The sequence below is a fragment of the Endozoicomonas sp. genome (assembly GCF_031844845.1).
Taxonomy (GTDB): Bacteria; Pseudomonadota; Gammaproteobacteria; order Pseudomonadales; family Endozoicomonadaceae; genus Endozoicomonas.
Genome location: NZ_JAVRMB020000244.1, coordinates 1 through 23,093 on the forward strand (window position 1 = coordinate 1; position 23,093 = coordinate 23,093).

Here is a 23,093-nt window from a genome sequence, read left to right on the forward strand (position 1 = left end):
TGAGGGGCAACTTCTCTTTGCCCGAGATTGTTTCATTTGTAACCTCGTTCCCACGCTCTGCGTGGGAATGCATACGGAGCTGGCCATATGCCTCAGGGCTTTGTTGATACTCCGTAGCCTGAATTCCCATGCAAAGGATGACAACAAGGGTCACCTTACTCTGCATGGATGTGCCGGAGTTTCACGCGGTTGTTTCATTTGTGGCGGGGTCGGTATGCATTCCCACGAGGGGCCGTGGGAACGAGGTTAAAATCTCGTTCCCACGCTCTGCGTGGGAATGCGTACGGAGCTGGCCGTATGAGGGGCAACTTCTCTTTGCCCGAGATTGTTTCATTTGTAACCTCGTTCCCACGCTCTGCGTGGGAATGCATACGGAGCTGGCCATATGCCTCAGGGCTTTGTTGATACTCCGTAGCCTGAATTCCCACGCAAAGGATGACAACAAGGGTCACCTTACTCTGCATGGATGTGCCGGAGTTTCACGCGGCTGTTTCATTTGTGGTGGGTTCGGTATGCATTCCCACGGGAACCGTGGGAACGAGTTCGGAGGTTTTTTCGACAGTCTCCTTCATGGGAATGTCGGAGGACTGGCACTTTCTCAATGCCACTCCCCTAAGTCGAAAGAAGCTGAATTCCCTTTCTCTTAAAGCAATCGCCTCAAACCTTTCTCAAGGTCTGCCTTCAGGTCTTCAATATCCTCAAGACCCACCGCTACCCGAACCAGGTTCTCAGTAATACCAGACTTCATTTTATCCTCATCAGACAGACGACAATGAGTAGTTGTCGCCGGATGGGTAATGGTAGTCCGGGTATCCCCCAGATTCGCTGTGCGGGACATAATCTCAACACTGTCAATCACCTGCCACGCAGCCTCCCGCTCCCCTTTAACGGTAAAGGAAAGCACCCCACCAAAGGCCTTTTGCTGTTTCTTAGCCAGCTCATGACCCGGGTGTGATTGCAAGCCACTGTAATGCACCTTTTCAACCGCCAGATGCTGATCGAGCCAGAGCGCAAGCTCCATGGCATTGCGACAGTGGGCATCCATTCTGATAGAAAGGGTTTCAAGACCCTTATAAAAAATCCAGGCATTAAAAGCGCTCATAGTAGCACCCGCTGCCCGCTGCCAGAGATGCACTTCATTCACCAGGGCGTCACGACCCACCACGATGCCGCCCATACAGCGTCCCTGGCCATCAATGTACTTCGTCGCAGAATGAACCACCAGGTCAGCGCCCAGCGCCAATGGTTTCTGTAACGCTGGAGTACAGAAACAATTATCAACCATCAAGAATGCATCATGACTGTGCGCAATCTCAGCCAGCAGCTCAATATCAGCCACTTCACTCATAGGGTTTGATGGCGTTTCAAGAAACAACAACTTAGTTTCAGGGCGAATGGCATCCCGCCACTGCTGATAATCGACCAGATCGACAAACGTGGTTTTCACACCAAATTTATCCAGATATTTAGAGAAAATGGTAAACGTAGTACCAAACACGCTCCGGGAACAAATGACATGATCACCACTTTTCAGTAATCCCATGCAGGCACCCAGAATAGCGGCCATACCCGATGAAGTTGCACAGGCTAGCTCTCCACCCTCCAGAATCGCCATGCGCTCTTCCAGCATTCGCACGGATGGATTGGTGTACCGAGAGTAAACATTCCCTTCTTCATCACCCGCAAATACTGCCTGAGCCTGGGCAGCACTGTCATAGACAAAACTTGAAGTAAGATAAATAGCTTCGCTGTGTTCACGCTGATCACTGCGAAATGATCCAGCCCGGATAGACTGAGTGGCAAACCCCAGAGAACCCTCAACACCAAAATAATCGCCACGGGGTACGACAACATCAGTCAAATCATGATCATTCATGGAACTTCCTGAATTACTTCGTGTTTTTTATGGTTTATACCTGGTCAAGCTCGATAACATACCAGAAGAAACATCAAAGCCACAGCCTGCCTTGAGCAAATATCCGTTATGATTGTCTAAACAGCAGAATCACCACTGGACTACCAGGTCAACATGGCACCAACTCTACTATTGATCGACGCTTTAAATCTGATACGTCGTATCCATGCAGCAATACCCTCAAAGGATGCTTCAGCTGATGAGAACCAGCAGGTTGATGGCGCCCTTTCAGCCACACTCTCTTCAGTGCAGCGCGCAATCAACGAGTGTAACCCGAGCCATGTTCTGATTGTATTTGATGGTGACCCACCCACCTGGAGGCACCAATTACTTTCAGGGTACAAAGCCCAGCGTAAACCCATGCCTCAGATATTGCGTAAACGACTGGTAGAGTTTAACAACGCTTTTAGAAAAATGGGCCTGATGACATTTCGCCGTAATGGTGTTGAGGCTGATGACGTTATTGGCGCAATAACTCACAGGGCTGTCACTGCCAATGTGAACACCATCATTATCTCAACAGACAAAACCTACCGACAGCTGCTGGCTTCACCATTGGTGACACAGCGGGATCATTTCCAGAAAGTGAACTTTAACGCCCTTTCAGTCACTGACGAGTATGGAATGACGCCGGATAAGTTACTGGATTACTGGGGTCTTTCCGGAGTCGGAGACATCCCCGGAGTTGAAGGCGTTGGTAAAAAGGGGGCGTCAGAGCTAATGAAAGAATATGGTAGTTTGAAGGCTATATTCGATAAAGGGGAGGAAAGTGTGGAGGGCGCTGAACCTAAAGGGGCTTTGAAAAAGGTGCTTGCACAAAAAGATCAGGCTGAGTTATCTGTCCGCCTGGCAACGCTGAAGGGTGATATTGAGTTAGGAATGAGTTTGAAAGACCTTCGATACAAGCCTGAATCAACGTAGATCGGTAACCCTGAGGGTTACCGACACTTGAATCATTTAAAGGCTGTCGAGCTTTAATGTCAGCAATCCCTGCGGAATTACTGACCTACAGATCACCTTCGTTATGAAGATCGATAATGTCACTATCCGACTGACGACTGCTGTCGTTACGGCTGGCAGCCAGCTGGGCAAGATAAGCTGCATCAATATTACCGGCCACATAATGACCATCAAACACCGAACAATCGAAGTCTTCAATAGCAGGGTTCAATGATGACACGGCTTTTTTCAAATCTTCCAGATCCTGGAAAATCAGTTTATCGGCACCAATGAGCTCTCCGATTTGTTCATCTGTACGTCCATGAGCAATCAGCTCTTCACTGGTGGGCATGTCGATACCATAGACATTCGGATAACGAATAGCTGGCGCTGCAGAACAGAAATAGACTTTTTTAGCACCCGCATCCCGGGCCATCTGAACAATCTGCTGACAAGTGGTACCACGAACAATAGAATCATCCACCAGCAGTACATTCTTACCGGCAAACTCCTGACCAATGGCATTCAGCTTCTGTCGTACGGATTTTTCACGAATAGCCTGCCCCGGCATAATGAAAGTTCGGCCAATATAACGGTTCTTAACAAAACCTTCACGATAAGGAAGACCAAGCCGGCTCGCCATCTCAAGAGCAGAGTTACGGCTGGTATCCGGAATCGGCATCACTACATCAATATCATGATCCGGCCACTCCCGGAGAATCTTGTTGGCCAGCGTCTGCCCCATACGCAGGCGGGACTGATAAACAAAAATACCATCAACACTGGAATCCGGACGGGCAAAATAGACATATTCAAACATGCAAGGTGTGAGCTTACCGGGCACACACTGGTAACTGTGCAGCTGACGTTGCTCATCAATATAAATAGCTTCACCCGGTGCAACATCACGAACCAGCTCAAAATCAAGCGCATCCAGAGCCACTGACTCAGAAGCAAACATGTATTCTGTGCCCTTCTCTGACTCCCGCTTTCCATACACTAACGGTCGAATACCCTGAGGGTCACGAAAACCGACCATACCATGGCCATTAATCATGGCAACAACCGCATAACCACCTTCACAGCGTTGGTAAACACCGGTAAGCGCATTAAAAATATCTTCAGCCTGTGGCTTGTGCTTGCCTTCCTTTACCAGCTCATGGGCAAAAACATTCAGCAGGATTTCAGAATCAGAATGGGTATTGATATGCCGGAGGTCACTTTCATACAACGACTGTTTAATATCATCTGCATTGGTCAGATTGCCATTATGTGCCAGGGCAATACCATAAGGTGAGTTAACATAAAATGGCTGAGCTTCAGCGGAACTGGACGTTCCTGCGGTAGGATATCGAACATGAGCAAGACCGGAAGTACCATTCAGCCGCGTCATGTGGCGAGTACGAAAAACATCCTTCACCAGACCATTATCTTTACGCAGGAAGAAGCGACCCTCATCAAGTGTCACCATCCCTGCCGCATCCTGCCCCCTGTGTTGTAGCACAGTCAGCGCATCGAACAACAGCTGGTTAACATTCACCGTTGCCGAAATACCGACAATTCCACACATGTAGTCGTCCTCAGGATTGATCCGCTGTAGCGTTATCAGGACAAACCGGAGCAGATGATACCAATAATAAAAGGTTGCCTGTTCGACCACCTGAACATCCGCTATTCCCGATAACGGAAAGCCTGAAATCATACGCTAAATGATGGAGTTACGAAAACCGCTACTCACCATAAGATCGCTAAATCGGAAAAAATTTGCAGAATTGACGGCGTTTGGCTACGTTTAAATTAGTTTAATTAGCTAATTATCCTGGGGGATGGAAATGAACGAACCCAATCAGATTATGGTAGGAATGCATGAGGCAAAAACCCGTCTTTCTGAACTGGTACGGATGGCCCTGGAGGATAACGCCGACATCATCATTACTCAGCGGAAAAAACCGGTCATGCGGCTAGTACCTTATGATACAACCGGTAATAACAGGGGGTTAGGCTTAAAGGGCAAGATTTCCAGCCATAAGGACATTGCCAATACGCCAGATAGTATTACTGGTAGTTTTTACCCTGATAACTCTCTCGATAACAGCGAAGTACTGAAGGTAATGGAAGAAGTTAAAGCAACGGGCCAGCAGGCCATTATCACATCACAGGGCAAACCATCACTGGTTATCAAACCCTGCAATGACGCATCAAGATCCTCTATGGAAAAATTACAGGGAACCGTACTTTCCTTCGATAACCCCACCGCCCCCGTTGCCGAAGATGACTGGGAGGCAGGGAATTGATCGTCCTTGACACTCACATATTGATCTGGTGGTTATCCGGCTGCGACCTGCTAAGTTCAGCAGCACTGGATGCCATTGAAAAAGAACAGGAAAACAACGGAGGCCTGATAGTTTCAACCATTAGCAGCTGGGAAATAGCCATGCTGGTCGCCAAAGGCCGTCTGAAACTATCCATGGATCTGGATTCCTGGCTGGCGCTGGCAGGGCAAGTGGATTCACTCTATTTCGAGCCCTTAAGCAATAAGGTGGCCATTGAATCAACCCGCCTTCCCGGGGAATTCCACAAAGACCCGGCAGACCGGATTATTGTCGCTCAGTCCAGAGCATTATCGGCACCACTAATCACCGCGGATGAAAAAATACTCGCTTACCAGCATGTGAAAACCCTGTGGTAAAACTCAGCCCTGCATTAATGGCCCCATCAGGTCAGCAACCGTCTGCTTGGACCAGTCAGCCAGCAGCATAAAATGAGGTAAAAGAACGGACTGCTTCCAGGCAGGATCCTGTTCCAGGGGCGCAAGGGTAAGCAAGCCGAGCAGAATAGTGACCAGAAGACAGCCACGCAAGCCACCAAAAGCCATACCCAGAATGCGATCTGTCCCTGAAAGGCCAGTCACCTGAACCAGCTCCCCGATGATGCGATTGACCAGTGCTCCCACCATCAGCGTTGCAATAAACAGCAAGGCGCAAGATACCATTACTCGCACAGAGGGTGTGGCAATGTAGTCCGTAAACCTTTCTGACAGCGCCCCACCAAACGACCAGGCGACAAAAATGGCTGCAATCCAGGTTAACAGAGAAAGCACTTCCTTAAAGAAGCCGCGCTTTAAACTGATCAGGGCAGAAATAATAACAATGCCGGCAATAAGCCAGTCGATCCAGGTGAAGGCCAACTATAAACTCCTTAACAACAAACTGAACAATGCGATGGAACTGTCCTTAAATAACTTTCCCATTTCAACGAACATTGTCCGTTACCCGCCGCCCGTTACCCGAAAAAGCCAGAGCCGCTTGTGCTTTTTCGGGCGACGAGCAGCGGGTGGCGGGCAACGGCCCTTTACAAGCAGCAGTAAAATGCGGATCTTATTTCGGGACAATTCCTATGGTGACAGGTTTCTAAGCATACGGTATTCATGGTTTCCGTCAATAACAGCAAACAACACATAGCGCTGATGGAACCGCTTTCGGCTTTGAACCGATCCAATACAAAAATAGCAAGCAGATCAATACTACCCTACAATCAAATAATGTAAGGAATTTAGCTAAAGGTAAGGCAATGAATACTTCAGCAGCAACTGTCACCAGTAAAGGTCAAATCACCATACCTGCAGCCATTCGCACAGCCCTCAATCTGAGCGCAGGTGACCGGGTTCAATTTATTGAAGTTTCACCAGGGCGCTTTGAAATGCTGGTTGCCAGCAATGATGTTCAAGCACTGAAAGGACGGGTAAAAGCCAAACGCAAAGTCTCTGTTGAAGAGATGAATCAGGCAATCATACGTAAAGGCTGCGAATGATGACCGGTTTGGATACAAATATACTGATTCGATATATAGTGCAGGATGATTCGAAACAGTCAGTACTTGCCAGCCAATTAATTGAAACCCGACTGACTGCAGAGCAACCCGGTTTTATATCACTCATTGTCCTTATTGAAACCGTTTGGGTGCTTGGCTCATGCTACCAGCAAACAAAATCTGAACTCCTGTCCATTCTTCATCAGCTGATCACCACCAGGCAATTACTGGTGGAACGCAGTGACCTGGCTTTTCAGGCAATCCAGCGCTACGAAAACGGAAATGGTGACTTTAGCGATGCGGTGATCTGTTTAATCAATGCTGAAAAAGGGTGTGATGAAACAGTAACCTTTGATAAAAAAGCCAAGTCAGTTGGGATGAGTTTGTTGAGTTGACGTTGGAATAATTGTGGCGGCACACTGCATAAGATGACTGGGAAGCCAACCATTGATCATCCTTGATACACCTATCCTGCAGACAGGGTTGGCACTCTACATTTTGAACCACTGTAACAAAGTAAATCCAGTGGCAATGTAAAAGATTTTCTGCCTCAGAACTGCCGGTTTACACGCCGGAAGAATACCTTTTTAAAACAAACAAATAATTTACCTTTATGTGACCGCCACGGATTATCCAGAGAGCCAGTACAAATGAGTCCTTTGAACGAGACTGAGGCGCAATCTCGTTCAAAACAGGTTGAGGCCCCACAGGGCACCAGGGTCAGCCAGGTAGGTACAACGGCATAATATGCTTGGATTTGGTGGTGAGGAAGGATTTCGTTCCTCGCATTCTTTTCCGGGAAGACTCAATATTCAGCGGATGGATACTGTGTGGGCTTAACCCCTTCTTCAGACACCACTCGTGGGTATTTTGTACCGGGCTCAGGCTCTTTAGGCTTCTTTCTGCTTCTGCCGATCTGAAATATCCACTCATCCCCAAAATCAAACCGGTAAAACAGTCTGTTGCTGTTTTCCAGGGGATACAGTTCTTTGAGCTTCGTCTCTATATGGCCACTATTATCACAGGGAAAGCTTTCCCGCCTGGAACTCCTCGATCCCCTGGCCACAAAAAAAACATAGGGATGGTCATTACCAAAACCCACGGCATCCTGAATGGCTAAATGAAGATCTTCCAGAAACGCTTCCGCTTCGTCCAGCTCAATTTCGCATTTCCAGTCATCCTCATGGTAGATACCATCTACCAGTTTGACATTGAGTGAAATGATCATAATTAATAGCTCTTCAGCTCAGTGTTGGCTTTTTTTGTAGAGAAAGTTGCAGTGAAATTTTAGTCCTTTCTGAACCAGAAATCTCTTCCTGACTCAGAAGGGAATTTCCTGATCATCGACCTCAGAGAATTTGGCAGATGGTTTACCTTCCGATTTCTCACACTGCAACCACTCAGGTTCGGGATATTCCCAAAAGTCCTCGACAAGTTCGGCATACCGAGTATCTTCCGGAAGATCATCATTCCACAGATCAGTTTCGGGTTGCATATACTCCCACAGTTCATTCTGGTGCAGCCAGATTGGATCGGCGTTGCGGATCATTTCCTCCTCAGCCAAAAGCTCCTCGTCAGAGGGTGGTCTTTTTATCCTGACCTGCTTGCCATTGATACATATCCACTGATACTTCTTCTGTCGTTCGGCTTTGGCTTCTTTTTTTATTCGCTTCTGTTCCGGGGTTAGCAGTTTTTTAACCTTGGGTGGCTTTTTCTTTGACTTCTTCTTCGTCTTTGCCATGAAGATAACCCGTTATGGAATAAAATAAGGCTCGTTGGCAATCACCTCAAAACACGCCGGTGAATCCAGATCATGGAATATCTCGATCCACTGGCCGGTATGGCGCATATAGGCGAGGGTGTACCTGTAATTTCCGGTGTAGTTCATCCTGGCAAACTTCTGTTCAAAGGATGAACTAATGGCCCTTGGGCTTGGGCAATGATAGGTACCACAGAAGTAAAAAAAGCTGCTATGCCACTTGGTAAAAATATCCACCAGATAATTGAAATCGTGGCCTTCAGGCGGCGGCTGGATGTGCTTTGGTTTCAAACATTCCTCAACCCACTTGTCGGCCTGCCCCTTGAGGAATGCCTTGGTCTCTGCCGAAACTTTGGGTCTTGATGCCTTTTTGGTGGCTGGCATCCACATATAGTTGCTCATAAATCACTCTGCTTTCAAATACTGCTCTGATACACCATATACACCCCAAGATAGTCCAGTATCCCCACCCCATCGGCTAAAACATCACCAGCACTGAAGGTGTAGCCCATTATTTTCTAAAAACCGGGGTCAGGTCTTTCATTTTGCATGAGAAATGTCGTTTATTAATTCCAGGTAGAACTAGTCAGGGTTGGCTTTGCCAGAGAATCTGATAATTCAACTGAACATTCGTTCGAAAATGCTCCGGTATGCTGTGCCAGGCCAGTGCCTGAACAATAATGGGTAAAAACCGGGGTCAAGCCTTTCTTCTTGACCATTCTTGATGCTGTTCTACCTTTATAGCTCCGTTTATTTGAGTTGGCGTTGTTTAGGGAATGGCTAACAGCAAATGATATTAAGCTGCTGCCTCACCGCTCACAGTTGATCTTGAGCAGCAAGACTCAACAAATAAAACACCAGAAAAGGCCCACTCAGGATTTATCATCGCCCTGTGTGATATAAAGCACTTCATATCAAGCAAAGATGTTCTTTTTGAAATACTCAGGTATTGCGCACCACGCCAGTGCTTCAACAATGTCAGCGTGACTTCTGCAAATTTCTTTCCATAGTCGTGAGCGGTATTATGCCGGTTATCCCGATATTTCAGCCAGCGTTCAGCCTGTTTCATGGCACGAAACGAACAATGATACCCTCAAGCCCCAACTCTTTATTGATAGCCACCTTCAACTGTTGCAACTCATCAGGCCGCGCTTCTGGCCCTATGTAAACCCGATAGAAGTTTTTACCTTTTTCAGTGGAGATCTTTTTCTGATAGGTGCTATAGCCTTGCTTTTTCAGCTGATACTCAAGGTTGCGGGCGTTGTTTTTCTCAGAAAAGGTTGCCAGCTGAAGCGACCATGCTTTCAGATGCCCCTTATCATCCACACCAACCGGCTTTACTGCCTCATCTTGCTCAAGCACTTCTTCTGAAGACGTTGAGACCACTTCAACCCTATCGGGAAGAACACTTAGCTGATCCACAAAGGCCGGTACAGGCGGGGGTTCCAGACGCGGCGCTTGAGGAGTCGGTGCTGAAGAAGCCAGAGGATGGGTCTCCCCTCCCCTGAACAGCGCGGGCGCAAGAATAATCAGTAAGGCCAGTAATACGACGGCACCCAGCAATCGTTGTTTCAATCCTTCGCCCAAGTTGCGCTCCAGAATAGCAGTGTATAAAAGTTTACTCTGTACATAATTTCAATCGGCTGTAAACAGGTCAAGCAGAGATGCTTCCTGCAAATCAGTAAAAATCCAGAGGCTGTCCAATGGTATCGACATGCCGCCTGAGTGGCTCATGGTTAATCCCGTGATAGTGAACAGGAGGGCGTGGGCAATTCATCCAGTGCCACCGCTACCCTGCCCAGAGAGCCGTTGACCGGGCGATTCAACCAGATTGCCAGACCAATACCCGAGCCAGAACGGTAACAGCCCGTTGCTCTTGAACCAAAAACAACCACTGTCTCTATCTCAGGAAAACCTGCAAGGCATTGCCGTATCTGATTTAACGTCGCCTCAGGTACACCAAAGTTCATGAAGGAACTTCCAGGAAGGTTTGCAGCTCCACCCTTTAAACTTATTGCATCTTAAGTGAATTCCATCTGAACCTACAAGAATAAAGAACACAACAGAATTTGGAGATCTCAATATGGTAGAACCATTATACGAAACTGATTTCTACAGCTGGACACAGCAGAAACGATCGGCGCGATGACACTGGTGTCAGGTGTCCCTGCGCTACTCTCTGCTATTCTGTCTCTACCGCGAACAAGAATAGGTAGTAAGTATGTCCCTGGAAGCTAAAGTAAAAGACCTTCAGTCTAAGCATAATGATCTTGACCATGCCTTCCACGAAAACAATAAAATTCTTGAAGCTACTCATGGCGTTGTTTCTCTTGTACTTAATGAGCAGCGAGAAAGGTTTCAAAAAATAGAAACCGATCTGGACCAGTTCAGGCATGAGGCTAACCAACGCTTCGACAAGACTGAGGAGCTGCTTATCCAGATCGTAAATCATCTTTCCAAATAACCACCGGACAACAACGTACAGCGGACGGAGCCGCTGACGCAAAGAATATACATGAGCTCAAGCTGAGATGGGTATGCATTCCCACGCTGCGCATGGGAACGAGATGTCACAGAGTATACGATCCCGGTATACGGTGCAGGCACCTGATTATGACTGGCAAGCGATCAAGGCCGCAGAAACCGTCATAAAAGAACCCGTCACCAGAACACGATCTCCCTGCTTTGAGTGGATCAATACCTGCTTTAAGGCATCCTCAACACGCTCAAAATCATTGACTCGATATTCCCTGGCAATCAGGTTTCCCGAAAGCTCTCCGGTCGGTAACGCTCTTGGTGAATCAAACTGCGCTACATACCACTCATCAATATTACCGCTTAGACAGTCGACGACTGCCATATAGTCCTTGTCTTTACACATGGCCAGTACAGCTCGTGTTTTGCCAGCGACAGGCGCTTCATCCAACTTCTGTTTTAGCATTTCAGCGGCCTGAGGATTGTGGGCAACATCAAGTATTACTTCTATTGATCCACCAGAACCATTTTCCATGAAAATTTTCTGGAACCGTCCGGTTACAGATATCCGCGACAAGCCTTTTATCATGGCCTCACGAGTCACAGGTTCGGGTAAAAACTGCAGCGCCTGAATCGCAGTTGCCGCATTATCAATAACAACACCGGGGTTTGGCAGATCATCAAACCTCAGAGCTAACCCTTGCCCATTTACTCCTGACCAGTTCCAGCTATCACCCTTTCTTTCCAGTGAAAAAGCCTCTCCCTTGCAATGAAGCTGAGTACCAAGTCGCCCAGCTATATCGGTCACAGTATTGGGTATTGGCTGATCGCCGAAGACCGCTGGTTTATCAGCACGAAATATTCCAGCTTTCTCTTTGGCAATAGCCTCGATGCTGTAGCCAAGATATTCCTGATGATCCAAAGCAACGGTGGTAATCACAGAAACATCCGGATCAACAACATTCGTGGCATCCAGGCGCCCACCCAAGCCCACTTCCATCAGGGCAATATCGACGTTCGCTCTTTTGAAACAATCAATCGCAGCCAGCGTGGCAAATTCAAAATAAGTTAGCCACGTTGATTTTCGACCGTCATCAATCTTCTCAAATGAGTCGCACAGCCAATCATCAGCTACCTGTTCGCCATTTATACGAATTCGCTCGTTAAACTTGAAAAAATGGGGGGATGTGAATAATCCAACCTTATAGCCCGCAGCCATCAATATGACTTCCAGAACCGCCAGCGTTGAACCCTTACCATTGGTTCCCCCAACGGTAATGACAAAGGGTGCCGGTTTAAGTAATTCCAGCTTTTCACCCACCAGCCGAATTCGGTCGAGACCAAAATCGACCTCATGCTCAGGTCGGGTTTCTTCCATCCAGGTTAACCACTGGGAAAGGTTTTTTACAGGCTTCTCAAAGGAGGTCAACGTCACATCTCCAGACGTATGCATTCCCACGCAGAGCGTGGGAACGAGGAATTTTACCGATGATTACAGATAGTTTGTTGGGGCTCGCATTCGCTCGACCCAACCTACGTCACCAGACTTTGATTATTACATGCCGGCTGGGTCACGAGTCGGCTCGCAAGCGAACCGACCTACGTCCAGATCGTTGTTGCAAAAGACCTTAAATGCCGACTTATACCACTGCCGCCTTTCCCGCGAAAGAGGTTGTCGCAAAAGGCCTTAAATGCCGGTTACTACCACTGCCGTCCTTCCCACGCAGGCGGGAATCCATCGTGAGCAGTGGATCCCCGCCTGCGAGGTTGTCGCAAAAGGTCTAAAATGCTGATTAAACCTCGTTCCCATGCTCTGCGTGGGAATGCATACCGTACTCGCCACAAGTGAATAACCAGCCTGAAACCCCCACAGATTCGGGCAAGGAGAGGTTTCTCCACGTGCGGCCAGATCCGTATGCATTCCCACGCAGAGCATGGGAACGAGGGTTTTGTGACAGCCTCCTGCGCGGGGATGACGGTGTGTAGCGGGGATGACGGTGTATAGTGGGGAGCCGGTTACGTCTCAATTTACCCTTTTGCGACAACCTCCTTCACAAGGAGGACGATGATGTATTCTTAATTGCAGCTTCCATCCGGGTCGTCGATTCTCCGGAATGGAAAATCGACCCGCTATATTTAAGCGACAGCTTCAGTATCAGAAAAGACTACATCAGATTCAGGTTTGCCCTGCATCTTCCGAAGCAGTCTTGCCACGGTGGAACGCATTTCAGCTCGATCCACAATCATATCAATCACACCATGATCCAGCAGGAACTCACTGCGCTGAAAACCTTCCGGCAGTTTTTCCCGAACGGTCTGCTCAATAACTCTGGGACCAGCAAAGCCAATCAATGCCTTGGGCTCAGCCATATTCACATCACCCAGCATGGCGAGACTGGCAGATACACCACCGTAAACCGGATCAGTCATCACAGAAATATAAGGAACACCAGCCTGCTTCATCCTTTCCAGCGCCGCACTGGTCTTCGCCATTTGCATCAGCGAAAACAGTGCCTCCTGCATCCGCGCACCACCACTGGCAGAAAAGCAAATCAGCGGCATTCTTTCTTTCAGGCAAAGCTCTGCAGCACGGGCAAATTTTTCACCCACCACAGACCCCATGGAACCACCCATAAAAGAAAACTCAAAAGCAACAGCGGCCACCGGAATTTCTTCAACCGACCCACGCATGGCAATCAAAGCATCCTTTTCACCGGTTTGCTTCTGCGCAGCAACAAGGCGGTCTCGATACTTTTTGGTGTCGCGAAACTTTAAACGATCATTAGGCTCAAGCTCAGTAAAGAGCTCTTCTCTTCCTTCCTGATCAAGAAAATAATCCAGCCGTATACGGGCACTGATTCTCATATGATGCTGACACTTGGGGCACACCCCAAGATTTCGATCCAGCTCCGGGCGATAGAGAACCGCTTCACATTTCACGCACTTGCGCCATAAGCCTTCTGGCACACTGCTATTTTTCTGCTCACTGGCAGAACGTGATAACGATGGAATCAGTTTATTAACTAGCCAGTTGCTCATTTGTTCATCCTGTTACGGGGAGAACGATATCTCCCGAGCATAGCGCTTCGGCCACCTGAAAAGCAGACAGGGGAAACCCTGTCTCATACGAGTCAGGGAAGTGACATTATAGAAAGTACCAGCCCTCCGTCATTCCCGCGAAGGCGGAAATCTACCACGAACCGTGGATCCCCGCCTTCGCGGGGATGACGATGGTATATTCTTGATTGCAACTTCCTTTATCTGTCCATTGCTGAGCGCATTTCACGAACACGGTCAGATACACGCTCAATACAGTCCTGACCTTCATCAGCAAATTTTGCCAATTCAGACACCAGCACACTACCGACAATAACACCATCAGCAACCTGACTGATGGCAGCTGCAGATTCACCATCACGAATCCCAAAGCCCACACTGACAGGGACTTCAGTAAAACGTTTGATGTGCTTCACCCGCTCTGCAACTTCCACCGTATTCAAGGTCGCTGCACCCGTCACTCCCTTCAGGGAAACGTAGTACAGGTAACCACTGGCGACATTACAAATTTTCTGAATTCGCTCATCGGATGTGGTTGGCGTAATCAGGTTGATCATATCCATTCCATGACCGTGAAGCAGAGACAGGAGTTCTCCTGCAGCCTCCGGGGGAAGGTCAACCATTAACACACCATCAACACCCGCCTGACTGGCACGCTCAACAAAGACCTCGTAACCCATAATTTCTACGGGATTAAGGTAGCCCATTAATACAATAGGTGTCGCATTATCACTCTCGCGAAAGGCAGAAACCATTGAAAAAACGTCAGCCAATGTAACGCCTTGTGATACCACGCGCTCATGAGCCTGAGCAATCACCGGACCATCCGCCACCGGATCGGAAAAGGCAAAACCCAGCTCGATAATATCTACACCGCTGGCCACCAGCTGATGCATCACCTCAACGGTCTTTTCCGGAGGATCACCCGCAAGAATATAAGGAATCAACGCCTTACGTCCACGAGCCTGCAATGCTTCAAAGCAGTGTTTAAGTCTCATCGCCCCCCCCCCCCCTTATATTTCCAGACCATCAATGGCTGCAACGGTATGAATGTCCTTATCACCACGGCCAGACAGATTGCAGATAATAATCTGATCCTTATCCATGGTGGGCGCCAGCTTTTCAACCCAGGCCAAAGCATGGGCACTTTCCAGGGCAGGTATAATCCCTTCAAGCCGGGTCAGTTTTCTGAACGCAGCCAACGCTTCATCATCCGTCGCGTAAGGGTATTCGGCACGGCCAATATCCTTAAGGTAACTGTGTTCAGGCCCTACTCCCGGGTAATCCAGCCCGGCAGAAACGGAATGACTTTCGATAATCTGCCCATGGTCGTCCGTCATCAAATACGTTCTGGCACCCTGCAACACACCTGGCCGGCCAGAGGTCATCCGGGCAGCGTGCTTATCGGTATCCACGCCATGACCTGCAGCCTCAACACCGTAGAGTTTGACACTTTCATCACGGATAAATTCATAGAACAACCCCATGGCATTAGAGCCACCACCAACACAGGCCACCAGGGCATCGGGCAGACGACCCTCTTTCTCAAGAATCTGTCGCCGGGCTTCACGACCGATAATGCTTTGCAGGTTGCGAACCATTTCTGGATAAGGTGATGGACCACAGACCGTTCCCAGCAGATAAAAAGTATCTTCAGGGCGAGTAACCCAATCCCTTAATGCTTCATTAATGGCATCTTTGAGTGTCTGGGAGCCGGTTTCCACGGGTACCACAGTAGCGCCCAGTAATTTCATTCGATAGACATTGAGCGCCTGACGCTTAATATCTTTGGCGCCCATATAAACCACACACTCAAGGCCCAGTCGTGCGGCCACGGTTGCTGAAGCAACACCGTGCTGACCAGCACCGGTTTCAGCAATAATCCGGGTTTTACCCATATGTTTGGCCAGCAGCGCCTGACCAACCGCATGGTTAATTTTATGGGCACCGGTATGATTGAGGTCTTCCCTCTTCAGGTAGATTTTTGCGCCACCCCGTTCATGGGTCCAGCGTTCTGCCAGGTAAAGCGGCGATGGTCGTCCGACAAAGTCCGTCAGATCCCGATGAAAATCAGCCTGAAAGGTCTCATCCTGCCAGAGTTCACGCCAGGTGCTATCAAGTTCTTCCAACGCGCCCATGAGGGTTTCGGCAACAAAACGACCACCGTAACGGCCAAAATACCCCATTAAATCCGGCTGTTCATACAAGCCACTGAACAAAGAATCTGAACTTTTTTGATCGACCATCATCTTCCCGCCGCCTTGATAAAGGCTTTGATTTTATCGTGATCCTTAATGCCAGCCTGGCTTTCAACACCACTGCTGACATCAACTCCATAGGGTCGAACCCTGTTAATTGCCTGAGCAATATTGTCAGGACTCAGGCCTCCGGCCAACACCACAGGCTTCTTCAGCTCTCGGGGAATCAACGCCCAGTCAAAAGACTCTCCGGTACCACCCATCTCTCCGGGCTTATAGCTGTCCAGGAGAAATCCACTGGCAGACACATAAGGTGCTACCATTTCTTCCACCGGCACATCCGGCCTGACACGAAAAGCTTTCAGGTAGCGTAGCCCCCAACGAGAGCATTCCGTTTCAGACTCGTTACCATGGAATTGCAAAAGAGAGAGAGGCACTGAATCCAGTACTGACTGAATCAGTTCATCCGAGGCATCCACAAAGAGCCCAACCACCGATATAAAAGGTGGCAGAGCATGGACAATCTCGGTAGCCTGCTCAACCGTTACATATCGACGACTCTTCTGGTAAAACACCAGCCCGATGGCATCAGCACCATATTCAGCTGCCGCGAGGCCATCTTCAACGTTGGTAATTCCACAGATTTTTATACGAGGCGATACATCCATTTCACGGCATTCTCATTTTCATACTCTGCGTGGACACACAGAGCCAATCACTGAGCGTTCCCATGTCGAGCATGGAAACGGCAACAATAACCTCAGGGAGCCCCCAGAGCGACCGTTGATATTAGCAGAACATTTCGGTAATTACTGCACCTGAATCCACTCAAAGAGGGATCAAAGACGCAATAAAATGAGGATTAGATTCACTGGCGGGCAGTTCAAACACCTTATCATAACCAACGTCCACAAAATAAAGCCCACAGGGTGAAGCGGTCACCCCTCCCCGGGCACGATCCCGTGCATCAAGCACCTCTTTAGCCCAGATGGGCTCGCGCTTGCCACACCCAATATCCATTAATACGCCAGCAAAATTTCGAATCATATGATGCAAAAAGGCATTCGCCTGAACATCAATCACGATCAGTGGCCCGTGGCGGGAGATATCCAGCCGGGCCACCTGTCGAACCGGATTTTTGGCCTGACACTGAATGGTACGATAGGACGTAAAGTCATGCTCTCCCCGAAGGTGTTCAGCCGCAGCCTGCATACGTTCAACATCCAGCGGCCGGTAGTCCCAGGTCACACCTTTTGATAAATGAGCCGGACGAATGGGATGGTTATAAATAACATAACGATAGCGACGCCACAGAGCCGAAAAACGCGCATGAAAATCATCAGAAACAGGCTTTACCCAGTTTATGGCGATTTCATCGGGCAAGTTAGCATTAGCGCCATAAGCCCACCCTCGCTCGGTACGAACAGAGTCTGAATCAAAATGGATAATCTGGTTACAACCATGCACCCTGGCATCGGTTCTTCCCGCACAAATCACAGAGACTGGATGGTTCGCAACGTTGGACAGCGCTATTTGAACCGCAGCCTGAACCGTTGGCAAACCGGTTTTGAGAATCTGCCAACCATAAAACAGGGAGCCATCATATTGAACACTGGCGGCATAACGGGACATGAATAGAAAACACCTGAAACAAATAAACTAAATAACGGTCATCGAGGTTTCCTGACCGTTGTCGTCACTGACACTAACCGGAAAATAAGAATCAACAGGAAGTAATTCTGTCTTATAGTGCACAAAAAGCTGATCGAATCTTACCATGATCAACCACTACAATCTGCGTATGGATAACAATTTCAGGTTTAAACAACCCGTAATGTTTACTCAAAATTATTAACGGGCTCGGAAGTTCCGCAGGCTTACTCTTTTTCGTCTTTGCTCTCACTTTCATGCAGCCAGGCCTGAAGCTCACTTTGCAATCTTTCAATTTCCAACCTGGCTTTCTCCAATAGATCACTACCCGGCACCACTTTTTGATCAATACAGTCTTCCATCGCCAGCGAAAGTTTGTAGATAGTGTCAACGCGCAGATTAGCCGAAGACCCCTTAAGCGTGTGGGCCATACGAGCTGCAGTATCCCAATCTCTTTGGTTTAATACATCATTGAGAAGCTCAAGATCTTTCGCCTGATCTTGTAAGAAAAGATGTAAAATATCAGTGTAACTATCGGTATCTAACCCTATGTCACAACAGGCTTGTTTGACATCAATGCCCGTTAATCTGGGGTAATCAGACGGAGTATCATCAATAGCGTTGTTCGCTGTTACTGACTCATCGTGGGTGTTAGCAGCAGATTCAGTAAGGAACTTTCTCAGCATCCGGTAGAGATTACTGACATTGATTGGTTTGGCGATATGGTCGTTCATTCCTGCCTGTATGCATTTGCTAACGTCACCTGTCATAGCATTTGCGGTCATTGCCACAATAGGAACAGATTCTCCTCTGTCCATAGCGCGTATCTTCTGCGTAGCCGTAACACCATCCATGACCGGCATTTGCATATCCATCAGCACTATATCGAATCTATTTCCTGCCATCATATCGACTGCTATCTGGCCATTCTCTGCGATACTAATATCAAGATTGGTGTTGTTTAACAGTCCAACTGCCACTTCCTGGTTAATATGATTATCTTCTACCAATAAGACTTTCTGTCGACTAAACCAGGGCTTGACCGTGGAGACCTGGGATTCAGAATCAAAAAGATATCCAAAACCGTAACTCACCATAATTGCATCAAGCAAATTGGATGGGCATATGGGTTTAGCTATCAGAGCTTCGACCCATTCACCATATTCATTTTCTAACGGAATCTCATGCCCGTATGCGGTCACCAAAAAGTGTCTGGCCTGCTGAGCTAACTGCTGATCTTTTGCCTTCTTAAATAATTCCAATCCATTCATGCCCGGCATATTCCAATCAGCAAATATCATATCGAATTGGCTGTTCTGCAATTCATCAAGCGCTTCAAAGCCATTACTCACAGCTTTTGCTTCGAAATGCATCGTCGTCAATAGCGTTAGCATAATATTGCGCGCCGATTGATTATCATCAACGATCAAAGCCCGTTTCCCGGCTAACGCATTGATCGGTTGAAACCTATCCCGAATTTTGGCCTCTTGCTGACCACACACAATGGTGAAAGAGAAAATTGAACCTTGCCCTTCGACACTCTCCACACTTAGCTCTCCATGCATGAGTTCAACTAATTGCTTACTAATGCTTAAACCCAACCCCGTTCCACCAAACTGCCGTGTAATACTGGTGTCGGCTTGTGAAAATGACGTAAATAAAGTGTCAATTTTATCTCGGTTAATGCCAACTCCAGTATCCTTAACCAAAAAACGAAGTGTGACACTATCGCCACTTTCCTGAACCAGCGAACAGGACACCATCACTTCACCTTCCTCGGTAAACTTCACTGCATTGCCGCATAAATTCACCAGCACTTGCCCTAACCTGAGCGGATCACCCATCAAACCAGCCGGGATTTCAGGATCAATATCGAGTAAGAACTCCATTCCTTTATCCTGTGCCTTTAATGAGATTACGCTGGTTAAATTGTTCAGCACCTCATTCAGGTTAAAAGAAATGTTTTCTACCGCAAGCTTGCCTGCCTCAATTTTCGAGAAGTCTAAAATATCGTCAATAACGCCAAGTAAATTTTTTGCTGACTGATTAATACGTGAAATATAATTACGCTGAGTCGCGTCTAATTCCGTATCGAGCGCTAAATGCGCCATACCTAATATGGCATTCATCGGCGTTCTGATTTCATGGCTCATATTAGCCAGGAAATCACCTTTCGCCCGACTCACTGCAACGGCGTTCTCTTTCGCTTCTCGCAAATCCTCTTCCATTTGTTTGCGATCCGTAAGGTCGAGTAAAATACCGACAATACCATCGATTTGGCCTTGCGGGTTGTCAAAGGATGCTTCGTTAACCAAAAGGGTTTTTTGCTTACCCGCCTGATCTTCCAACATCAATTCATAGTCTTGATTCCCCTGCTTTAAAGAAAGCGCTTTATGGGCTTCTGAAAAGGTATTCGCCGCTTTAGTATCAAATATTTCCCCGGGGGTTTTACCTAAGACCTCAGGCATAGAAAGCTCAACAAGATCACAAAACTTCGCATTCACCGTCAGGTACTGTCCATTCGGTGATAAACAATACATAGGGTTAGGTGTTGCATTCAATATTTCCTGATTTAACTGCGATTGTTCCATCACCTTCTGTTCTGCGGCTCTTTGCATTTCGACATTTTGACTCAGCTGAATGCTGACAGACAAATCATCCAGCATTTGAGTAAGCTGTTGATATTGCTGATGGGATAGTTCATGCAACGTGCCTATTTCTAACAACGCAACAGGCTGGTCATTCACCCATAGTGGTAAGTAATAAATTTCATTAATCTCTAGTTGCCCGCCACTTAATTCGATGTGGTATTTGCCTTGCAGTTTTTTCATGCTGTATGGTCGGCCCGACATCAACACGCCCATATGAGTAGAAGAAGCGTCTTGAGTCAAGGTAATGATGCCATCGCCATATCCCACACCTGAAATACGTTTTAATTCAGAATCACGATGGATATATATACCAACCATTTCGATTGGGAATTGACGCAAAATAAACTGAGTAACCCCCTGGCACAACGATTGAGTAGACTGATTGGTTCTCATTACAATATTGAAATCTTTGTCCAGGGTATTATGACTTAATTGTTCTGCTATGTGATGGAACACAATATTAAGACTGTCAATAAACTGCTGCAGTTCAGCATACGCCTTTTGCGTCAGGGTAAACGCATAATCTTGACGGTTAACATGTGATACCACCGTTTTGAGCATCTGGCTCAATGGGCCAATGTATAACCGCCACAGCAAAATAAAAGAAAGGATAATAATACTTAATAAAGTGGCGACCAACACAGAGCTGACCATCGCGTAGCGTGCTTCTTTTTTGCTCACAACACCAATTTGTGCTTCTATTCGCTCAACAATCGCAGTATGCGACGCCCCTATTGCGCTCATTATTTTGGCTTTTTCAGAAAAATACTTTTTGCCATACAGCAACGAGCGAGCATGCTCGAGATCAGGTGAACTTAAATCAGTAAATTCACCATCCTCCCCCTTTTTAAACCCTTTAACAGCCATAAGGGCTTCACGCTCAAGCAAAACCAATTCATCTGACAACATCAGGGCATTCTTCAACTCAAGAAACTCTACAGGAGCGATCCCTGAACGTCGTATACGATCAAACAAAGGCTTACTGGCTAAGTCGTTATGGCCAGTAAATAGCGTGCTCTCACTGCTTACTACATCCCAGTATTCATAGTCGTTTCCTTTCGGTATAGACGATTGCCCATTACGAACATGGAGAACATGGTTGAATAACTCAACCCAGTAAGGATCACCTGTCACACTATAGGCTCGAGCAAATTTAGTTAAGTGATCTGAGCTTTGTTTTAATTCATGGGACAGGCGATAGTACTGATACAACTGGTTTTGATATTGACGACTCTCCTGTCGTAAATCAGCCACTTTCAGCGTGACAGTAAACATTGCCACAGCGCAAATACCCATCGCCGAAAACAGTAAAGTAAACAGAGTGTGGATTGAGCGCATCCATGCCACCTTTCCATAAGTGTTTCAACGATATACATAATCGTTGGCTATAACTATTGAATAAGTTTAGTACACGGTATGGTACGTATTTGATTCACAGCAGAAGAGGTTTACCTGCTTTTAGCATAATTTCTAATGGCGATGAATCATGCCATTCAAACATCAAATTCGCCTGCTCAGTTGAAAAAAATGCAACGAACGCAACCAGCCTTGCTAGACTCGCCCTGTACGGGTCTTTGGGTCGCAATAATACAATCATTTCTCTGTTTTCAAAGTAATGTATTGTGTTGAGGACTTTCATAAAGGCAGCTTGAGCCTTGGATTATAACGAATAAGGATAGATTGCGGTTTGAATCAAGAGTAAAGAGCAATAAATCCTTCAGCAAATAGTTCGAGCCAAAATAACGACTTATGCCCACCAGGTGGGCATAAATTACTCTGTTCAAATCGGATATTCCTTTTCTGGTTTTGCGAGAGTTGATTTATATCCGATTTTATCCATCAATACTTCGGACAGTTTTAGCCCAAGCATTCCAGGGCCTGTGGCTTTATAGGTATTTAATGGCAACTCTGCTCTGACCCATACTTGCTATTAAATAGTGCCTGAACGGAAAGCCCTTCTTTTTCTACAGTAATCAAACAGAGCCCGAACTAATTGTGCAAATATTGATCAGTCCGTGAATTTAATCGTGTTCAACACCCCAATTTTTTAAGAAAACCATGAAACCGCCAGTTTCAACCCGAAGACAAGCCTCAGCCATTGCCGATTCATTTCTTAATCTCATTGCAGGACTACTGACTCCCCGTTTTTTAGAGTCAGTCTGTCATGCTATTAGGCGCAGAGCCGCAGTTTACGTTTTTCTGCTTTCTTGCGTTCCGGTTTTTGGATCTCTGCACCCAGTTTCTGAATATTTCGGCAAGCACTCCCAGAGCCACATACCGCTTGAAGCCATCGATACCATGATCCGGGCATTTATCAAGGCCATGCACTTCAAGGGCGTTAATGGCTGATTCCACGGCTGAATGTTGTCTCTTTGCTGCCCTGAATCCCGGACTGGTTTCTCGCTCGGATTCTGCCTGTGTTCTGGGGATAGCAGTGAGACATTATCCTTAATCGTCTGAAGCTTGTATTCATAAGGGTCATAGCTGCCGTACCCAAGCATGGCACGGATGATGGCATGATGACTGGCCATTTCGCGAAGTCGATCATAATCCCAGTTGAGATTTACCCGGAGCACGGCGAGCACAAGAATATTCCACAAGTGCATGCCTGGCCGACCATTAATGCAGCTTATGTTTTC

The 23,093-nt window shown here is 47.3% G+C and carries 22 protein-coding genes and 2 pseudogenes; 6 read left to right on the forward strand and 18 right to left on the reverse strand.

Annotated features, from left to right (window positions below; all coding sequences use genetic code 11):
• Positions 1 to 643: 643 nt before the first annotated feature.
• Positions 644 to 1,876: an O-succinylhomoserine sulfhydrylase gene (locus tag RM811_RS13035; protein WP_402524929.1), complete on the reverse strand. Its 1,233-nt coding sequence runs from the start codon at positions 1,874 to 1,876 to the stop codon at positions 644 to 646.
• A gap of 153 nt (positions 1,877 to 2,029) precedes the next feature.
• On the opposite strand from RM811_RS13035, the gene RM811_RS13040 reads away from it, so the two are divergent.
• On the forward strand, positions 2,030 to 2,836 hold the full coding sequence (locus RM811_RS13040) for a 5'-3' exonuclease H3TH domain-containing protein (protein WP_402524932.1): 807 nt from the start codon (positions 2,030 to 2,032) through the stop codon (positions 2,834 to 2,836).
• A gap of 85 nt (positions 2,837 to 2,921) precedes the next feature.
• Here the strand turns inward: RM811_RS13040 and purF are convergent, their stop codons facing one another.
• The gene (gene purF, locus RM811_RS13045) at positions 2,922 to 4,424 is read right to left on the reverse strand and encodes an amidophosphoribosyltransferase (RefSeq protein WP_402524979.1); all 1,503 of its coding nucleotides are present in this window, start codon (positions 4,422 to 4,424) and stop codon (positions 2,922 to 2,924) included.
• A 262-nt stretch (positions 4,425 to 4,686) separates the two neighbouring features.
• Here purF and RM811_RS13050 point away from each other — a divergent pair, with 262 nt between their 5' ends.
• Together RM811_RS13050 and RM811_RS13055 are read left to right on the forward strand one after the other, a co-directional pair.
• The gene (locus RM811_RS13050; protein WP_402524934.1) at positions 4,687 to 5,148 is read left to right on the forward strand and encodes a type II toxin-antitoxin system Phd/YefM family antitoxin; all 462 of its coding nucleotides are present in this window, start codon (positions 4,687 to 4,689) and stop codon (positions 5,146 to 5,148) included.
• Positions 5,145 to 5,543: a type II toxin-antitoxin system VapC family toxin gene (locus RM811_RS13055; RefSeq protein ID WP_402524936.1), complete on the forward strand. Its 399-nt coding sequence runs from the start codon at positions 5,145 to 5,147 to the stop codon at positions 5,541 to 5,543. Before RM811_RS13050 ends, RM811_RS13055 begins: the two co-directional genes overlap by 4 nt.
• Positions 5,544 to 5,546: 3 nt before the next feature.
• Here RM811_RS13055 and RM811_RS13060 read toward each other — a convergent pair whose 3' ends face one another.
• The gene (locus RM811_RS13060; RefSeq protein WP_402524939.1) at positions 5,547 to 6,041 is read right to left on the reverse strand and encodes a CvpA family protein; all 495 of its coding nucleotides are present in this window, start codon (positions 6,039 to 6,041) and stop codon (positions 5,547 to 5,549) included.
• A gap of 383 nt (positions 6,042 to 6,424) precedes the next feature.
• Here RM811_RS13060 and RM811_RS13065 point away from each other — a divergent pair, with 383 nt between their 5' ends.
• Both RM811_RS13065 and RM811_RS13070 read left to right on the forward strand, forming a co-directional pair.
• On the forward strand, positions 6,425 to 6,664 hold the full coding sequence (locus RM811_RS13065; RefSeq protein WP_402524941.1) for an AbrB/MazE/SpoVT family DNA-binding domain-containing protein: 240 nt from the start codon (positions 6,425 to 6,427) through the stop codon (positions 6,662 to 6,664).
• An 8-nt stretch (positions 6,665 to 6,672) separates the two neighbouring features.
• Positions 6,673 to 7,059 (forward strand): PIN domain-containing protein, encoded by a 387-nt coding sequence (locus RM811_RS13070; protein WP_402524943.1) that lies wholly within the window; start codon positions 6,673 to 6,675, stop codon positions 7,057 to 7,059.
• A gap of 410 nt (positions 7,060 to 7,469) precedes the next feature.
• On the opposite strand, the gene RM811_RS13075 is transcribed toward RM811_RS13070, so the two are convergent.
• The 5 genes from RM811_RS13075 to RM811_RS13095 all read right to left on the reverse strand — a co-directional run bounded on the left by RM811_RS13075 (position 7,470) and on the right by RM811_RS13095 (position 10,393).
• Positions 7,470 to 7,892 carry an IS1096 element passenger TnpR family protein gene (locus RM811_RS13075; RefSeq protein ID WP_402524946.1) on the reverse strand — a complete coding sequence of 141 codons (423 nt, stop codon included), beginning with the start codon at positions 7,890 to 7,892 and terminating at the stop codon, positions 7,470 to 7,472.
• A gap of 93 nt (positions 7,893 to 7,985) precedes the next feature.
• Positions 7,986 to 8,405, reverse strand: a complete 420-nt coding sequence (locus tag RM811_RS13080; protein ID WP_402524949.1) for a hypothetical protein — start codon at positions 8,403 to 8,405, stop codon at positions 7,986 to 7,988.
• 12 nt (positions 8,406 to 8,417) lie between these two features.
• On the reverse strand, positions 8,418 to 8,825 hold the full coding sequence (locus tag RM811_RS13085) for a hypothetical protein (protein ID WP_402524951.1): 408 nt from the start codon (positions 8,823 to 8,825) through the stop codon (positions 8,418 to 8,420).
• 663 nt (positions 8,826 to 9,488) lie between these two features.
• Positions 9,489 to 10,010, reverse strand: coding sequence for an SPOR domain-containing protein (locus RM811_RS13090; RefSeq protein WP_402524953.1), 522 nt, complete (start codon positions 10,008 to 10,010; stop codon positions 9,489 to 9,491).
• Between the two features lie 149 nt (positions 10,011 to 10,159).
• Positions 10,160 to 10,393: a hypothetical protein gene (locus tag RM811_RS13095; RefSeq protein ID WP_402524955.1), complete on the reverse strand. Its 234-nt coding sequence runs from the start codon at positions 10,391 to 10,393 to the stop codon at positions 10,160 to 10,162.
• A gap of 251 nt (positions 10,394 to 10,644) precedes the next feature.
• Here RM811_RS13095 and RM811_RS13100 point away from each other — a divergent pair, with 251 nt between their 5' ends.
• Positions 10,645 to 10,887 (forward strand): hypothetical protein, encoded by a 243-nt coding sequence (locus RM811_RS13100; RefSeq protein ID WP_402524957.1) that lies wholly within the window; start codon positions 10,645 to 10,647, stop codon positions 10,885 to 10,887.
• A 147-nt stretch (positions 10,888 to 11,034) separates the two neighbouring features.
• On the opposite strand, the gene folC is transcribed toward RM811_RS13100, so the two are convergent.
• From folC to RM811_RS13150, 10 genes and pseudogenes are all read right to left on the reverse strand, one after another.
• Positions 11,035 to 12,351: a bifunctional tetrahydrofolate synthase/dihydrofolate synthase gene (gene folC, locus RM811_RS13105; RefSeq protein WP_402524960.1), complete on the reverse strand. Its 1,317-nt coding sequence runs from the start codon at positions 12,349 to 12,351 to the stop codon at positions 11,035 to 11,037.
• Positions 12,352 to 13,034: 683 nt separating this feature from the next.
• Complete coding sequence (gene accD, locus RM811_RS13110; RefSeq protein ID WP_402524963.1) at positions 13,035 to 13,937, reverse strand: acetyl-CoA carboxylase, carboxyltransferase subunit beta; 903 nt, start codon at positions 13,935 to 13,937, stop codon at positions 13,035 to 13,037.
• 218 nt (positions 13,938 to 14,155) lie between these two features.
• Positions 14,156 to 14,953 (reverse strand): tryptophan synthase subunit alpha, encoded by a 798-nt coding sequence (trpA, locus tag RM811_RS13115; RefSeq protein WP_402524965.1) that lies wholly within the window; start codon positions 14,951 to 14,953, stop codon positions 14,156 to 14,158.
• Between the two features lie 15 nt (positions 14,954 to 14,968).
• Positions 14,969 to 16,204 carry a tryptophan synthase subunit beta gene (gene trpB, locus RM811_RS13120; RefSeq protein ID WP_402524967.1) on the reverse strand — a complete coding sequence of 412 codons (1,236 nt, stop codon included), beginning with the start codon at positions 16,202 to 16,204 and terminating at the stop codon, positions 14,969 to 14,971.
• Positions 16,201 to 16,821, reverse strand: coding sequence for a phosphoribosylanthranilate isomerase (locus RM811_RS13125; RefSeq protein WP_402524970.1), 621 nt, complete (start codon positions 16,819 to 16,821; stop codon positions 16,201 to 16,203). The genes trpB and RM811_RS13125 overlap by 4 nt, the downstream gene beginning before the upstream one ends.
• Positions 16,822 to 16,981: 160 nt before the next feature.
• Complete coding sequence (gene truA / locus RM811_RS13130) at positions 16,982 to 17,785, reverse strand: tRNA pseudouridine(38-40) synthase TruA (RefSeq protein WP_402524972.1); 804 nt, start codon at positions 17,783 to 17,785, stop codon at positions 16,982 to 16,984.
• A gap of 245 nt (positions 17,786 to 18,030) precedes the next feature.
• Complete coding sequence (locus tag RM811_RS13135) at positions 18,031 to 21,792, reverse strand: response regulator (protein WP_402524975.1); 3,762 nt, start codon at positions 21,790 to 21,792, stop codon at positions 18,031 to 18,033.
• Between the two features lie 94 nt (positions 21,793 to 21,886).
• Positions 21,887 to 22,093 (reverse strand): hypothetical protein, encoded by a 207-nt coding sequence (locus tag RM811_RS13140; protein ID WP_402524977.1) that lies wholly within the window; start codon positions 22,091 to 22,093, stop codon positions 21,887 to 21,889.
• 531 nt (positions 22,094 to 22,624) lie between these two features.
• Positions 22,625 to 22,872 (reverse strand): annotated as a pseudogene (locus RM811_RS13145) (ISNCY family transposase); the annotation flags it as partial.
• 2 nt (positions 22,873 to 22,874) lie between these two features.
• Positions 22,875 to 23,093: pseudogene (locus RM811_RS13150) on the reverse strand (ISNCY family transposase); the annotation flags it as partial.